Below are 15103 nucleotides of genomic sequence, written 5' to 3' on the forward strand. Positions count from 1 at the left end.
ACGGCCGCGCTCATCGCGACCGGGGCCGCTCTATAGGCCGGATGCCGCGCGCACCGCAATGGCAAAATCGCGCTTCTGACGTTGCTACGTGAAGTTGTTGCGCCTCGGCAACAGATGGGACAGGGAGCCTACCCTATGCCCTCGGTTCGGCGTAGAGGTCGTATTCGTCGGCTTCGCGGATCGTGACGCGGACGATGTCGCCCTGTTTCAGGGTTTCGGTGCCTGGGCCTTCGACATGGACAAGCCCATCGATTTCCGGGGCATCGGCATAGGACCGGGCGGTGGCGAAACCGTCTTCGTCCATCGCCTCGTCGATCAGGACGTCCAGCGTCCGGCCGACCTTCTCCTGAAGCTTCGCGGCGCTGACCTCCGCCTGGGCCGCCATGAACCGGTTCCAGCGCTCTTCCTTGACCTCGTCCGGCACGTGATCCGGCAGGTCGTTCGCGGCGGCGCCGTCGACATTCTCGTATTTGAAGCAGCCGACGCGGTCCAGGCGCGCTTCCTTCAGCCAATCCAGCAGGAACTGGAAATCCTCTTCCGTCTCGCCGGGGAAGCCGACGATGAAGGTGGAGCGGATGGCGATGTCCGGGCAGATCTCGCGCCAGGCATGGATACGGCCCAGGGTCTTTTCCTGATGGGCCGGGCGGCGCATCAGATTCAGGACCTTCTGGCTGGCATGCTGAAACGGGATGTCGAGATAGGGCAGGATCAGCCCATCCGCCATCAACGGGATCAACCGGTCGACATGCGGATAGGGATAGACGTAATGCAGCCGGACCCAGGCGCCCAGCGACCCCAGCTCGCGCGACAGGGTCTCGATATCGGCGCGGACCTCACGGCCGTTCCAGCGGCTTTCCGCGCCTTTCAGATCGATCCCGAAAGCCGACGTGTCCTGGCTGACGACCAGCAATTCCTTGACCCCGGCCTTCACCAGGCGTTCGGCCTCGTACAGAACCTTGGCGGCGGGGCGGCTGACCAGCTTGCCGCGCATCGACGGGATGATGCAGAACTTGCAGGCGTGATTGCAGCCTTCGGAAATCTTCAGATAGGCGTAATGACGCGGCGTCAGCTTCACGCCCTGCGGCGGGATCAGGTCGAATTTCGGGTCGTGCAGCGGCGGCAGCACCTCATGCACGGCACCGACGACCTGTTCGTACTGCTGCGGGCCGCTGACCGACAGGACGTTGGGATGAACGGCGCGGATCGCCGCCTCGTCCGCGCCCATGCAGCCGGTCACAACGACCCGGCCGTTGGCCGCCATCGCCTCGCCGATCGCCTCCAGCGATTCCGCCTTGGCACTGTCCAGGAAGCCGCAGGTATTCACCACGACGACATCCGCGCCCTCATAGGACGGCGACAGGTCGTAGCCTTCGGCCCGAAGGCTGGTCAGGATGCGCTCGGAATCGACCAGCGCCTTCGGGCAGCCGAGGCTGACGAAGCCGACCTTGCCGGGCGTGACCCGGGTTTCGGATTTGGGCGCTGTGGTCATGGCGGCGGGTCTTATCCCGGAATCGTCCCGCACTCAAGCGTCAGCGTCGTCCCTCATGCCTCGGCCTTGCGCGCGGCGGCTTCCTTTTGCCGCGTGTCCTTCGCCAGCTTGCGGCACACCGTATAGAAGACCGGCGTGAAGATCAGACCGAAGAAGGTCACGCCGACCATGCCGGAAAACACCGCCGTGCCCAGAACCTGGCGCATTTCCGCCGCCGCCCCGGTCGCCAGCGCCATCGGCGTCACACCCAGGATGAAGGCGAAGGCGGTCATCAGGATCGGGCGCAGCCGGGTCCGGGCCGCGTCGGCCGCGGCTTCGAACCGGTTCATGCCCTCTTCTTCCGCCTGTTTGGCGAATTCGACGATCAGAATGGCGTTCTTCGCCGCCAGCCCGACCAGAACGACGAGACCGATCTGAACCAGGATGTCGTTCGACATGTCGCGCCAGGTGACGCCGTACATCGCCGCCAGCAGACACATCGGCACGATCAGGATCACCGCCAAGGGCAGCAGCCAGCTTTCGTATTGCGCCGCCAGCAACAGGAAGACGAACAGAACGGCGGCCGCAAAGACATAGATCGCGGTATTGCCGGCCTGCTTCTCCTGATAGGCCAGTTCGGTCCATTGATAGCTGAATCCGTCCGGCAGGACCTGATCCGCCAAAGCTTCCATCCGCACGATGGCGTCGCCGGTGGAGACGCCGGGCATGGTCGCTCCCTGTACCGCGGCCCCGGGGAACAGATTGTACCGCGCCACCCGGTAGGGACCCGTCCGGTCCTCCAGCTTCGCGACGGCGGATAGCGGTACCATCTCGCCATCCAGGTTTCGGGTCCACAGCTTCCCGATATCGGACGCGTCGTCCCGGAACTCGGCATCCGCCTGTACGCGCACACGGAAGGTGCGGCCGAACAGATTGATGTCGTTGACATAGGACGAGCCCAGGAAAGTCTCCAGCGTCGAGAACACCCGTTCCAGCGGAACGTTCAGGATTTCCGCTTTATGCCGGTCGATATCGGCATAAATCTTGGGCGTACGCGTGTTGAAGAAGGTGAAGACCTGGGTCAGGCCCGGATCGGCGTTTGCGGCGCCTGCCAGCTGCTGGGCGGCGGCTTCCAACGCCTCGGGCCCGCGCCCGCGCTGATCCAGCACATACATCTTGAACCCGCCCCCGGTGCCGATGCCCTGGATCGGCGGCGGTTTGATGACGAAGACCACCGCATCCTGGACCTGCGAGGCGATGCCCCACATCTGGCCATAGATCGCATTGGCATCGATCCCCTGGGCGATTCGTTCCTTGAAGGGCAGCAGCGGGGTGAAGATGGCGGCCGCGTTGGACGCATTCGTGAAGGTCGCGCCGTCGAAACCGGCGAAGGCCACCGTGTGCGAGATCCCTTCGATGCCGCGCAGCTTGGTGCTGAGATCCTGCACCACCGCATCCGTCCGGCCCAGCGCGGCGCCAGCCGGCGTCTGCACGACGACGATGAAGTAGCCCTGATCCATCTCCGGCACGAAGCCGCCCGGCGTCGTCCGGAACACGTCGACCGCCGCATAGATCAAGCCGCCGTAGATGATCAGGACGATCAACGGAATCCGCACCAGCTTGCCGACCATCGCGCCATAGCCGTTGGCCATGGCATCGAACCCCTTGTCGAAGATCCGGAAGAAGGCATGGACCGGCCGCATGATCAGCGACGATTTCGCCGACGCATCCTCTTCGCGCAGCAACAGCGCCGCCAGGGCCGGTGACAGAGTCAGCGACACGACCAGGGAAATCAGGGTCGACGTGGCAATGGTGACCGCGAACTGGGAATAGAACTGCCCGGCGATGCCCGGCACGAAGGCGGTCGGGATAAAGACCGCCAGCAGCACCAGGGAAATCGCGATCAGCGCGGTCGACACTTCGGTCATGGTCTGCCGTGACGCCTCGCGCGGCGACAGGCCCTTGCGCAGGTTCCGCTCGACATTCTCGACCACGACGATGGCGTCGTCGACGACGATGCCGATGGCCAGAACCATGGCGAAGAGCGACAGGCTGTTCAGCGAATAACCCAGCATCGCCATGACCAGGAAGGTGCCGATCAGCGAGACCGGAATGGCAACAATGGGAATGATCGCGGCACGCCAGGTCTTCAGGAACAGAATGATGACGATGACGACCAGGACGACGGCCTCGAAGATCGTTTCCACCACCGCGTCGATCGACTGTTCGATGAACTCGGTCGGGTTATAGACGATGCTGTGCGCCAATCCGTTGGGGAAGGCCTTGCTCAAGTCCTCGAAGCTTCGGATCACCGCATCCGACGTCGCCAGGGCGTTGCTGCCCGGCCGCTGGAATATGGCGATGGCGACGGCCGGTTTGCCGTCCAGATAGGAATTGGTGGAATAGTCGTAACCGCCGATTTCGACCCGGCCGATATCGCGCATGCGGGTGACGCTGCCGTCCTCCCCGCGCTTGACGATGATCTTCTCGAACTCCTTCGGATCGACCAGGCGGCCTTGCGTTTCGACGTTCAGGCGGAAATCGACCGCGTTGGGCAAAGGCTCCTCGCCGACCACCCCGGCCGCGACCTGGACGTTCTGATTCTGCACCGCGCCGATCACGTCCTCGACGATCAGGTTCAGGGACGCCATCCGCTCCGGGTCCAGCCAGACGCGCATGGAATACTCGCGCGCGCCGAAAATCCGCACATCGCCGACCCCGTCCAGCCGAGCGATCACGTCCTTCACCTGCAGGAAGGCGTAGTTGGAGATATAGAGCTGATCCAACGTGTCGTCGGGCGACAGCATATGGACGACCATCATCAGGTTCGGCGAATTCTTGCGCGTCGTGACGCCCAGGTTGCGCACCGATTGCGGCAGGCGCGGCAGGGCGACCGCCACCCGGTTCTGAACCAGAACCTGGGCGGCATCCAGATCCGTGCCCAGTTCGAAGGTCACCGTGATCGTGACATTCCCGTCGCCTGTCGCCTGGGAGGTCAGGTAGAGCATGTTCTCCACCCCGTTGATCTCCTGTTCGATCGGGGCGGCAACGGTTTCCGCGACGGTTTGGGCCGACGCGCCGGGATAGCTAGCCGTGACCTGGATGGTCGGCGGTGCGACTTCCGGATACTGCGAGATCGGCAGGCCGAGCAATGAGATCCCGCCGAGCACGAGCAGCAAGATCGACAGGACCGCCGAGAAGATCGGCCGGTCGATAAAGAAGTGGGAGATTTTCATGATCGCCTAGCCTTACTGATCGCTGCCCGCGCCCTGGGACTCGCTGGGCAGTTCGATCCGACCCTCCTGCGGCGTCACGGTCATGCCGGGGCGCGCTTTCTGGACGCCGGAAATGATGATCCGGTGTTCAGGCGTCAGCCCCGACCGGATGATGCGCATGCCAAGCTCGCGCGGGCCAAGCCGAACCGGCACAGCCTCGACCACATTGTCCTTGTTCACGGCCAGAACCAGCTTCTGCGACTGATCGCTGAGAATGATCGAATCCGGCACCAGGATGGCGTCATAGACCGGCGATCCCGGCAGGCGCAGACGCCCGAACAGGCCCGGCGTTATGACGCCGTCGCCATTGGGGACCACCGCGCGCAGACGGATCGTGCCGGTGCCGCGATTGACCGTGTTGTCGACGAAATCGATCGCCCCGGCACGGGTCCACTCATCCTCGTCCGACAGCTGCAGCTCGACCTGGACGGTCCCGTTGCGCGCCTCGGCCATATCGCCGGTCAAACGCGACCGCTGATAGCCCAGATAGTCGCGCTCGCTGAGTTCGAAGATGAAATACATCGGATCGATGGTGACGACCCGGGTCAGTTCGGTCGGATTGTTGTCGCCGATCACCAGATCGCCGACATCGACGCGCGCATCGGAAATCCGGCCCGTGACGGGGGAGCGGACTTCGGTGAATTCGACATCCAGCTGGGCCCGTGCCAGCGCCGCCCGTGCGGCCTGGACAGCAGCATCGGCCGAAGCTTTCGCCTGGCGCGCCTGATCCAGGGTCGATTCCGAGATCGTGCGACCCGAAACCAGCTTCTCCGACCGGTTCAAATTGTCCGTGGCCAGCCGCTGGGCCGCCTGCGCGGATACCAGATCGGCATTGGCTGCCGCGACATCGGCTTCATAGGTGCGCGGATCGATGGTGAAGAGCAGTTGTCCCTTTTCGACCAGCTGACCATCCTCGAAATGGACTTCCTGGACATAGCCGGTCACACGGGCGCGCACGACGACGTCCTCGACCGCGTCGAACCGGCCGGTGAACTCGTCCCATTCGATCAGGGGTTCGACCCGCGGCGCGGCCACCGTGACCGTGGGCGGAGGCGGCGCGGCACCGCCGCCGGCGGCCTGAGTGTTCTGACCCGCGTCGTCGCAAGCCGCCGCCAAAAGCAAGACGGCGGCCAAAGCCGCCATAGCCGTTTTCCCCATTTTACTCGTCCTCTCGGAAACCGCGCTCAGAAAAAGAAGTAAACTAGATAGTGTTCTTTGCACTGCAAAAAAGACCCGGACGGAAATTTTCAGCGGTCGCGTGCGACTTGCGATCCGTCCATCGCGGACGCACACTCCCGACCGTGTTGATCATACGGCATTTTGGGGAGATTGCGCATGCCATCGCATTCGGTGGAAATCGACGGGGACCAGGCATTCCGGTCGGATTCAACGACCGGCCGGGGTCTCGACGGGACCTATTCCGGGGCGCTGAGCTTTCTGCGGCGTAAATATACGCGCGATCTGTCCCAGGCCGATGTCGCCGTCGTCGGCATACCCTTCGACCTGGCGACATCCTATCGGCCCGGCGCCCGCCTGGGGCCGCGTGCGATCCGCGCGGGCTCCGTCCAATTGGCGGAGCTGAAGGCCTTTCCCTTCGGTTTCGATCCGTTCGACACGCTGGCGGTCGTCGACTGGGGCGACGTCTATTTCGATTGGGGATACGGGTCGGAAGCGCCGGACGTCATCACCAAGGATATCGCCGGCATCCTCTCTCAGGACACCGCGACGCTGTGCCTGGGCGGCGACCATTTCGTCACCTATCCGATCCTGCGCGCCTATGCCGAAAAATACGGGCCGATCCGGCTGATCCATTTCGACGCCCATTGCGATACCTGGCCGGACGACGGCAAGCGACTGGACCACGGATCCATGTTCGCCCGGGCGGCCAAGGAAGGCATCGTCATCGCGGAAAAGTCGGTGCAGATCGGCCTTCGAACCTGGAACGACGACGATTACGGCTTTACAGAGCTGAACGCGCCCTGGGTCCATAAGAACGGCGTTCAGGCCGTCATCGATCGTACTCTCGAGGTCGTCGGCACCGACGGCCCGGCCTATATGACATTCGATATCGATTGTCTCGATCCGGCCTTCGCGCCGGGAACGGGCACACCGGTGGCGGGCGGCCTGTCCAGCGCCCAGGCTCTGGAAATTGTACGCAATCTGGGCGAGATCGATTGGGTCGGCGCCGATGTCGTCGAGGTCGCGCCGGCCTATGACAATGCCGAAATCACCGCCATCGCGGCGGCGACGATCGGGCATGACTGGCTGTGCCTCATGGCCCAGAAAAAGCAGGCTAAAGGGTGACGGCGACCGGCAATTCGGGCACAGATTCTGCATGGAATCGAACCCGAAGCCGGGTAAGGTCCGTCTGAGATATGAGCGGTCTGAAGCACACAACCATCCTGATCGTCGAGGATCAGATGCAGATCCGGGGCCTGCTGGCCTCGGTCCTGCGGACATTCGGCGTCGGGAACATCCTACGGGCGTCCAACGGGGCGGAGGCGATCGACCTTCTGCGCACCGTTTCGCGTGACCCGGCGGCGGCAGGCGCGGGCCGGGTCGATGCCGTTCTGTCCGACTGGGTCATGCATCCGGTGGACGGGGCGATGCTGCTGCGCTGGGTGCGCAAGCATAAGGAATCGCCGAACCGCTTTCTGCCCTTCGTGATGATCACCGCCTTTTCCGACCCGGCGCGCGTGCAGTTGGCGCGCGATCTGGGGGTAACGGAATTTCTCAGCAAGCCCTTCTCCGCCCAGTCCGTCGCGATCCACCTGATGGCGGCGCTGAAGGACAAGCGGCGCTTTGTGAAGATCGGCAGTTTCTTCGGCCCCGACCGCCGGCGCCGCGAGGCGCTGAGTCCCGAAGAGCGGCGCGATGCGGAAGCATCCGACGAAGCCAAGGGGGTCACCTTCTACGATCCGCCGCAAGACCTGCGCCGCCGCATGGCCAACGAGTCGATCGACATTCAGAAGGTCCTGGACGTTCAGCGCGAAATGGACAATTGGGCGGAAGATTTCCGCGATTGGACCCTGGATTACATCAAGCAGATCGATGCCGCGCTTGAAGCCTGCCGTGCCTCGCAGACGGCCGACCGGCGCAAACCGTTCAACCGCATCAACTTCCTGGCGCATGAAATGCGTGGCCAGGGCGGTACCTTCGGCTATCCGCTGGTCAGTCGCGTCGCGCGGTCGCTGTTCGATTTGACGCTGCACAATCTCGACCGCTCGGATTCCTGCTGCGATCTGATCGGGGAGCACATCCGCATTTTGAAGGCCGTCGTACGCGACAAGATCAAGGGCGACGGCGGCATGATCGGGCGCGAATTGCTGGACGAATTGCAGCGCGCCAACGCCAAATTCCTGCGCAACTCGGCGGGTCTTCAATTCGTCAGCCGGGATTTCCAGGAGGCGAACAAGGCCGCCCTGGATGCCGACGAAGTGCCCAAACCGAAACGGGCGCCGGCCAAGAAACAGCTGCTTTCCCCTAGTGTCGAAGACGTCGAAGTGGAAGTCGTCGACAGCGACCCGGACCAGGATGGCGACGGCGACTGAGGGCGCGGCGGCAACATCCGTTTTCAAGCGCCGGGCATCTGTGCCATAATCCGGCCCGTGCCGGAATGCCGAGACGGTCCAAAGAACCGCGACGCACCCGGCGCCGGGTCGGAAACGAGCAACCAGACCTTGAGTGGCCCGACGGGTCCAGGAGGGGCTTTGATGGACTGTCAGACGGGGGGGACGCGCGGTCGCAACGCGCGCGTGCTGATCTATTCCCACGACACGTTCGGCCTGGGTCACCTGCGGCGCTGTCGTGCCATCGCCCATCATTTGGTCGAAAAGAACAAGGATCTGACGGTCCTGATCCTGACCGGATCGTCGATCATCGGCAGTTTCGATTTCCGCAGCCGCGTCGATTTCGTGCGGGTGCCGGGCGTGATCAAGCTGCGCAACGGCGACTACACCCCGTTGCAGCTTCATATCGACATTGACGAAACACTGGCCTTGCGGGAATCGATCATCCGGCACACTGCCAGCATGTTCGATCCCGACCTGTTCATCGTGGACAAGGAACCGCTGGGCCTGCGCGGCGAAGTCGAAGAAACGCTGAAAATGCTGCAACAGCGCGGCGTGCCGACAGTCCTGGGCCTGCGCGACGTCATGGACGATCCGGACCTGTTGGAGCCGGAATGGGAGCGCAAGAACGTCATGCCGGCGCTGTCCGATCTGTATGACGACATCTGGATCTATGGCCTGCCGCAGATCCACGATCCGCTGGCCGGCATCTCGGTGCCGAATTCGGTGCGGCGGAAGATGACCTATACCGGCTATCTGCGCCGCGAAGTGGCCGGCGACGCGGTCGCGCACCAGACGGTGAAAATCCGCAGCCCGTATATCCTGGTCACGCCGGGCGGCGGCGGCGACGGCGAATTGATGGTCGACTGGGTCATCCGCGCCTATGAATCCGACCGGCGCCAGCCCTATCCGGCCCTGGTCGTGCTGGGTCCGTTCATGCCGACCGAGACCCAGGTCGAGTTCATGGACCGGGCGGCACGGCTGGACGACGTCGAGGTCATCACCTTCGACGCTCATATGGAAAGCCTGATGCAGAATGCCGTCGGCGTGGTCGCCATGGGCGGTTACAATACGTTCTGCGAGATCATGAGCTTCGACAAGCGCGCGCTGATCGTGCCGCGCACCCGCCCCCGCAAGGAACAATTCATCCGCGCCGCCCGGTTCCAGGAACTGGGCCTCGTATCCATGCTGGGCGACGAGGAAATGTCGGACACGCGGGCCATGGAGACGGCGTTGCGCCATCTGCCGCAGCAGCCGCGCCCGTCGGAAGTCGTCGTGCCGGGCCTGATGGACGGATTGGACAATGTCGACCGGCTGGCGCGGCGTTGGATCCGGCGTCAGCGCCGTCCGCTGACCCTGGCGGAAAAGAGAGCCTGACCGGTTCATGCCCGATCCCGTCGCGTTCGTTCTGAAGGGCTATCCGCGCCTGTCGGAAACATTTATCGCCCAGGAAATCCTGGGACTGGAGCGCCGCGGGCTGGATATCCGGCTGGTGTCCCTGCGCCACCCGACCGACAAGACGACACATCCGATCCATGACGAGATCAAGGCGCCGGTCCTGTATCTGCCGGAATACCTGCATCTCGAACCCCGTCGCGTCTGGCGCGGGCTGCGAGCCGCGAAAGCGATGCCGGGTTACCGTGCCGCGCGCGCGGCCTGGCTGCGCGATCTGAAGCGCGATCCGACCCGCAACCGCGTCCGGCGCTGGGGCCAGGCCTGCGTCCTGGCCCATGAACTGCCGGCCGGCGTAACGCGCCTGCATTTCCATTTCCTGCACACCCCGGCATCGGTGACGCGCTATGCCGCCATTCTGCGCGGTCTGCCCTGGAGCGGATCGGCCCATGCCAAGGACATCTGGACCTCTCCCGATTGGGACATCCGCGAGAAGCTGGCGGAAATGGATTGGCTGGTCACCTGCACCGCCAGCGGCGCGGATCATCTGCGTGGCCTGGCCGATACGCCGGACAAGGTCGCCCTGCAATATCACGGGATCGATCTGACCCGGTTCCCCCGGGCACCGGAAACCGGCCCGAAGACTGGCCCGAAGACCGGCCCGACCACGATCCTGTCCGTCGGCCGCGCCGTCCCCAAGAAAGGGTATGACGATCTGATCGCGGCGCTGGCAAGCCTGCCGGACGATATCGAGTGGCGTCTGATCCATATCGGCGGCGGCGGTCTGTTGAAAAAACTGAAAGCGCAGGCGGCGGAAGCCGGGATCGCCGACCGGATCGATTGGCGCGGGGCGCAGCCGCAGGACGCGGTTCTGACGGCCTTGCGCGAAGCCGACATCTTCGTTCTGGCCAGCAAGATTGCCGCCGACGGCGACCGCGACGGCCTGCCGAATGTTCTCATGGAAGCACAGAGCCAAGGCGTGGCGACCGTCGCGACCGCCGTTTCGGCCATCCCGGAACTGATCGATGCGGATCGAACGGGCCTGCTGGTCCCGCCCGGCGACTCGAAGGCCCTGGCCGCCGCGCTGGAGACATTGCTGCGGGACCCGGCGCTGAGGCACGATCTGGGCCAGGCGGGGTCAGAGCGGGTACGTGCGCATTTCGACGCCGAACGGGAGTTGGATCGACTGGCCCGGCATTTCGGCCTTGGCACACCGCCCGGCGGGTCCTGACCCGGGGGCCCCATGACAGAGCGAGTCGCCTTCTATGCCCCGCTGAAGCCGCCGACCCACCCAACCCCATCCGGCGACCGCCGTTTCGCGCGGCTGCTGCTGCAGGCCCTGCGCCGCGCCGGATTTGACGCAGAGACCGTCAGCACGCTGCGCAGCCGCAACGCCGACGGGGATGACGGATATCAGGACCGACTGGAACGCCGCGCCGCCGCCATCGCCGACCGGCTGATCGAGCGCTTTCGGGATAACCCGCCGTCGATCTGGTTCACCTATCATCTCTATTACAAGGCCCCGGATCTGCTGGGTCCCGCCGTATCGTCGGCCCTGGGCGTTCCCTATATCGTGGCCGAGGCCAGCCGCGCGGCCGCCCGCGCCGACGGGCCCTGGCGGAGGGGTCATGCGCTGACCGATTCCGCATTGCGCCAAGCCGATCTGATCCTGCAACCGAACCCCCGGGATCTTCCCGAAATCCAGACATTTCTGGGACCGGATGCCCCCATCGCCACGCTGCCTCCTTTTGTCGACCTGGCGCGGGAGGGCGGCGGAGCAGCGAACAGGTCGCGCAATCGCGCCGACATCGCGGCGCGGCTCAATCTGGACGGCACGCGGCCCTGGCTGGTTTCGACCGGCATGATGCGGCCCGGCGCCAAGCAAGACTCCTATCGTGTCATCGCCCAGGCGCTTGCGGCCCTGGACGGGATCGCGTTTCACTGGATTCTGGTCGGCGACGGCCCGGCGCGGCCGGAGATCGAAAGAGAAATCGCCCCCGACCCGAGGATACGCTTCGCGGGTGCGCTGTCGGCGCGGGAATTGAGACGCATGAACACCGCATCGGATCTCTTCGTCTGGCCCGCCATCGGGGAGGCTTTCGGCATGGCGCCACTGGAGGCGCAGGCTGCGGGGCTGCCGGTGATCCTCGGCGACCGGCCCGGTACGCGCGGACTGGTTGATGCGGACCGGTCCGGCCTGTTGGTGCCGGAAGGCGACGCGGCGGCCCTGTCGGGCGCCGTCCGACATCTGCTGGAATCGCCTGAAAGCCTGACGGAAATGGGGAAAGCCGCCCGTGCGCATGTCGCCCGGAACCATGATATCGCCGGGGCGGCGGCGCTGCTGCGGACCCGGATCGACGGCGTGCTGGCGGGGTCGCGCCGATGACGTTCCTTGTCGCCCTTGTCCGGCATGGCCCCACCGGCTGGAACGCCGAAAAACGCCTGCAGGGCCGCAGCGACCAGCCCTTGAGCGAGACCGGCCGTGCGGCCGTGGCAACCTGGCGCCTGCCGGTGGAATTCACCTCGTTCTCAGCCCATTGCAGCCCGCTGCGCCGCGCGGTCGAGACCGCCGACATCCTGCTGCGGCGCCCGGCCCTCCCCGAACCGGCGTTGATCGAGATGCGCTATGGCGCCTGGGAAGGCCGCCGCCTGCCGGAATTACGGGAGGAACTGGGCGACGCCATGCGCGAGAACGAGGCGCGCGGTCTGGATTTCACTCCGCCGGATGGCGAAAGCCCCCGCATGGTGCTGGCCCGCGTCCTGCCCCTTCTGGCGCAATGGGGTGGCGCAGGCGGCAACCGGATCGCGGTCACCCATAAGGGTGTGATACGCGCGGTCTATGCGGCGGCGGCGGATTGGAATATGACAGGACGTCCGCCCGACAAACTGCGGTGGGATGCGATCCATGTCTTCGAGATCGGTGCCGACGGCGTCCCGCGCCCGCACCGATTGAACATTCCCCTGACCGACGATCCGTTATGACCGCCCGTTCCGCCCCCAGATTGCTGTTCCATGTCCAACACATGTTGGGGATCGGCCACCGCGTCCGCGCCGAACGGATCGCCTGCGCCTGTGCCGAGGCGGGATTCGAAGTAACCCTGCTGGAAGGCGGCGTCGCCGGGCAGGTCCCGGACGGGCAGGCGGACCGGCTGACGCGCATTCAACTGCCGCCCGCGCGGGCGGCAGACGCCGCCTTTTCCGGCGTGGTCGATGCGGATACCGGGGCACCGATCGACGATGCCTGGCGCGAACGTCGGGCGGAGGCGAGCCTGGATGCCCTGCGCGCGGCCCGGCCCGACATTCTGCTGGTCGAAGGATTTCCCTTCGCGCGCCGCGCCTTCCGCTTCGAATTGCTGCCGTTGATCGCCGAAGCGCACCGTGGCGGGGCAAAAGCAGCGGTATCCATCCGCGATATTCTGGTCGCCCGCCCGGACCGCCTGAAAACCGCGGAGATCGCCGAGGTCGCGCGGCAGAATTTCGACCGGATCCTGGTTCATGGCGATCCGACATTCGCGCAATTGGCCGACAGCTTTTCCGCCGCGCCCTGCCTGGCGGACCGCGTGGTCTATACCGGCATCGTCTCACCGCCGCCGGTCGCGCCGGGTCCCGACGGGCACGGCGAGGTCATCGTCTCCGCCGGCGGCGGTGCGACCGGCGGCGCCCTGATCCGCGCCGCCGTCGCCGCGCGGCCGATGACGCGCCTGAAGGACCGTATCTGGCGCATCCTGATCGGGCCGAACCTGCCGCAGGAAGACCGGGATTTCCTGGACACCCCGCCGCCCGGCATCCTGGCCGAACCGTCGCGGCCGGACTTCCCGGCGCTTCTGGCCGCCGCCAGCCTGTCGATCAGCCAGGCGGGCTACAACACCGTCGCGGATCTGGCGGTAACCGGCTGCCCGTCGGTCCTGATCCCTTTCGCGGGACCGACCGGGCAGGAAACGGAACAGCCGACCCGCGCCCGGCTGCTGGAGCGCGCGGGCCGCGCGGTATCCGTACCGGAGGCGCAATTGTCGCCGGAACGCCTGGCCCGCGCGGTGGATCTGGCAGCCGAACTTCCGCGCCGACCCGATGCGCCCTACCGCACCGACGGGGCACGGCGATCGGCGGAGGCACTATTGGCCATGACAGGACGGGAGGGTCCGGCATGACAGCCGCCCGGGACGGCCTGATCGAGGAATTGGCGGCGTGGCGCACCGAGGGACGCCGGCCGCGTCTGTGGTGGCGCGACGACGACGCGGTAACGCGCAGCCCTGCCCTGGACAAGCTGATCGGCGCGGCGCAGGGCCGCCCTCTGGCCTTGGCCGTGATCCCGGCGGCGCTGAAACCGGATCTGGCGGGAAGCCTTCCGGACACGGTCACCGTCCTGCCCCACGGCTATGCCCACCGGAACCACGAGCCGGCGGACCGGAAAAAGGCGGAGTTCGGGGCGGCACGCGTACCGGACGAAGCCCTACGCGACATCGCGGCGGGGGTATCCGTCTTGTCGGAGCAATTCGGCCCGGCATTCTTCCCCCTCTTCGTGCCGCCCTGGAACCGGATCGCCCCGGATCTCGCCGGGCGTCTGGCGGAGACCGGGCTGGCGGGACTGTCCACCTATAACGACCGGGCGCCGGGCGATCCGGTTCCCCGGCTGAACACCCATGTCGACATTCTGAATTGGAAGCAGAAACGGGCGACCGGGCGCGCGGCCTTCATCGGCGAGGACGCCGCCTTCGATCTTCTAACCGACGCGTTCCGGCGGCGGCGATTGCGCGCGGAAGGTACCGACCCGGCCGAACCGGTCGGGCTGCTGACGCATCATTTGGACCATGACGCGGACAGTTGGACCTTCCTTCAGGCACTGGCCGAATGGGACGCGTTCGACTGGATCGACGCGCGGTCGGGATTGGCCGCGCAATGAAAATCCTGCGCTACGATTCAGGTGCTCTGGCGAAAGATGCGGCGCGCGGTCTGATCGGCCTCGCCGTCACCGCCGGTCCGGCGCTGGGCGTTGAGAATATTCTTCGGCCGATCGAAATCGTCTGCTGGGCGCTGGCCACACTTTTTGCGGTCTTTCTGTTGCGCACGGCCTTACGCCACAAAACCGAAATCCAATTATCCGAAGATGCGATCGCGGTTCAAAGCCCGTTGCGCCGCCGACAGTTGAAGTGGTCGGATATCACCGTGGTGAAACTGTCTTATTTCGCGTCGGCCAAGGCCCGTCGGGGCAGCGGCGTCCTGACGCTGACCTTGCGCGGCGGCGGGACAAAAATCATTGTCGAGTCTTCGCTCAAGGAGTTTGATAGGCTTGCGGAATCCGTGGCGGAACTATGCGCCCGGCAAGGCATCGACGTCGATCCCACGACGATGCACAATTTCGACGCGATGGGATCGCCGATCCGACGGTAGAATTGCCGCCC

The 15103-nt window shown here is 65.3% G+C and carries 12 protein-coding genes; 9 read left to right on the plus strand and 3 right to left on the minus strand.

What is annotated here, in order from left to right:
• Positions 1-133 precede the first annotated feature (133 nt).
• From rimO to ACO06O_RS14345, 3 genes are read right to left on the minus strand one after another with little or no spacing between them, the layout of a single operon-like run.
• A complete protein-coding gene (rimO, locus tag ACO06O_RS14335) occupies positions 134-1489 on the minus strand; it encodes a 30S ribosomal protein S12 methylthiotransferase RimO (RefSeq protein WP_421880968.1) in 1356 nt (451 codons plus the stop codon).
• 53 nt (positions 1490-1542) lie between these two features.
• Positions 1543-4704: an efflux RND transporter permease subunit gene (locus tag ACO06O_RS14340; protein WP_421880971.1), complete on the minus strand. Its 3162-nt coding sequence runs from the start codon at positions 4702-4704 to the stop codon at positions 1543-1545.
• A gap of 12 nt (positions 4705-4716) precedes the next feature.
• Positions 4717-5901: an efflux RND transporter periplasmic adaptor subunit gene (locus ACO06O_RS14345; protein ID WP_421880974.1), complete on the minus strand. Its 1185-nt coding sequence runs from the start codon at positions 5899-5901 to the stop codon at positions 4717-4719.
• A 177-nt stretch (positions 5902-6078) separates the two neighbouring features.
• Between ACO06O_RS14345 and speB the strand changes: the two genes are divergently transcribed.
• The 9 genes from speB (at position 6079) to ACO06O_RS14390 (ending at position 15092) form a co-directional block, all read left to right on the plus strand.
• Positions 6079-7047, plus strand: a complete 969-nt coding sequence (gene speB / locus ACO06O_RS14350; RefSeq protein ID WP_421880977.1) for an agmatinase — start codon at positions 6079-6081, stop codon at positions 7045-7047.
• Positions 7048-7118: 71 nt separating this feature from the next.
• The gene (locus ACO06O_RS14355) at positions 7119-8294 is read left to right on the plus strand and encodes a response regulator (protein ID WP_421880980.1); all 1176 of its coding nucleotides are present in this window, start codon (positions 7119-7121) and stop codon (positions 8292-8294) included.
• Positions 8295-8456: 162 nt separating this feature from the next.
• The gene (locus ACO06O_RS14360) at positions 8457-9689 is read left to right on the plus strand and encodes a glycosyltransferase family protein (RefSeq protein WP_420419481.1); all 1233 of its coding nucleotides are present in this window, start codon (positions 8457-8459) and stop codon (positions 9687-9689) included.
• A 7-nt stretch (positions 9690-9696) separates the two neighbouring features.
• Positions 9697-10935, plus strand: a complete 1239-nt coding sequence (locus tag ACO06O_RS14365) for a glycosyltransferase family 4 protein (RefSeq protein ID WP_421880983.1) — start codon at positions 9697-9699, stop codon at positions 10933-10935.
• A 12-nt stretch (positions 10936-10947) separates the two neighbouring features.
• Positions 10948-12090 carry a glycosyltransferase family 4 protein gene (locus ACO06O_RS14370; protein ID WP_421880986.1) on the plus strand — a complete coding sequence of 381 codons (1143 nt, stop codon included), beginning with the start codon at positions 10948-10950 and terminating at the stop codon, positions 12088-12090.
• Positions 12087-12686, plus strand: a complete 600-nt coding sequence (locus tag ACO06O_RS14375; RefSeq protein ID WP_421880989.1) for a histidine phosphatase family protein — start codon at positions 12087-12089, stop codon at positions 12684-12686. Before ACO06O_RS14370 ends, ACO06O_RS14375 begins: the two co-directional genes overlap by 4 nt.
• The gene (locus tag ACO06O_RS14380) at positions 12683-13852 is read left to right on the plus strand and encodes a glycosyltransferase family protein (RefSeq protein WP_421880992.1); all 1170 of its coding nucleotides are present in this window, start codon (positions 12683-12685) and stop codon (positions 13850-13852) included. Before ACO06O_RS14375 ends, ACO06O_RS14380 begins: the two co-directional genes overlap by 4 nt.
• On the plus strand, positions 13849-14604 hold the full coding sequence (locus ACO06O_RS14385) for a polysaccharide deacetylase family protein (RefSeq protein WP_421880995.1): 756 nt from the start codon (positions 13849-13851) through the stop codon (positions 14602-14604). The genes ACO06O_RS14380 and ACO06O_RS14385 overlap by 4 nt, the downstream gene beginning before the upstream one ends.
• Positions 14601-15092 (plus strand): hypothetical protein, encoded by a 492-nt coding sequence (locus ACO06O_RS14390; protein WP_421880998.1) that lies wholly within the window; start codon positions 14601-14603, stop codon positions 15090-15092. The genes ACO06O_RS14385 and ACO06O_RS14390 overlap by 4 nt, the downstream gene beginning before the upstream one ends.
• Positions 15093-15103: the final 11 nt, after the last annotated feature.

This window comes from Pacificispira sp. (assembly GCF_965228185.1).
Lineage (GTDB): Bacteria > Pseudomonadota > Alphaproteobacteria > UBA8366 > Aestuariispiraceae > Pacificispira.

What these genes read in the sequence shown, in the direction of transcription:
- rimO (WP_421880968.1), bottom strand. Translation starts at nt 1,489, where the DNA reads ATGACCACAGCGCCCAAATCCGAAACCCGGGTCACGCCCGGCAAGGTC.
- ACO06O_RS14340 (WP_421880971.1), bottom strand. Translation starts at nt 4,704, where the DNA reads ATGAAAATCTCCCACTTCTTTATCGACCGGCCGATCTTCTCGGCGGTC.
- ACO06O_RS14345 (WP_421880974.1), bottom strand. Translation starts at nt 5,901, where the DNA reads ATGGGGAAAACGGCTATGGCGGCTTTGGCCGCCGTCTTGCTTTTGGCG.
- speB (WP_421880977.1), top strand. Translation starts at nt 6,079, where the DNA reads ATGCCATCGCATTCGGTGGAAATCGACGGGGACCAGGCATTCCGGTCG.
- ACO06O_RS14355 (WP_421880980.1), top strand. Translation starts at nt 7,119, where the DNA reads ATGAGCGGTCTGAAGCACACAACCATCCTGATCGTCGAGGATCAGATG.
- ACO06O_RS14360 (WP_420419481.1), top strand. Translation starts at nt 8,457, where the DNA reads ATGGACTGTCAGACGGGGGGGACGCGCGGTCGCAACGCGCGCGTGCTG.
- ACO06O_RS14365 (WP_421880983.1), top strand. Translation starts at nt 9,697, where the DNA reads ATGCCCGATCCCGTCGCGTTCGTTCTGAAGGGCTATCCGCGCCTGTCG.
- ACO06O_RS14370 (WP_421880986.1), top strand. Translation starts at nt 10,948, where the DNA reads ATGACAGAGCGAGTCGCCTTCTATGCCCCGCTGAAGCCGCCGACCCAC.
- ACO06O_RS14375 (WP_421880989.1), top strand. Translation starts at nt 12,087, where the DNA reads ATGACGTTCCTTGTCGCCCTTGTCCGGCATGGCCCCACCGGCTGGAAC.
- ACO06O_RS14380 (WP_421880992.1), top strand. Translation starts at nt 12,683, where the DNA reads ATGACCGCCCGTTCCGCCCCCAGATTGCTGTTCCATGTCCAACACATG.
- ACO06O_RS14385 (WP_421880995.1), top strand. Translation starts at nt 13,849, where the DNA reads ATGACAGCCGCCCGGGACGGCCTGATCGAGGAATTGGCGGCGTGGCGC.
- ACO06O_RS14390 (WP_421880998.1), top strand. Translation starts at nt 14,601, where the DNA reads ATGAAAATCCTGCGCTACGATTCAGGTGCTCTGGCGAAAGATGCGGCG.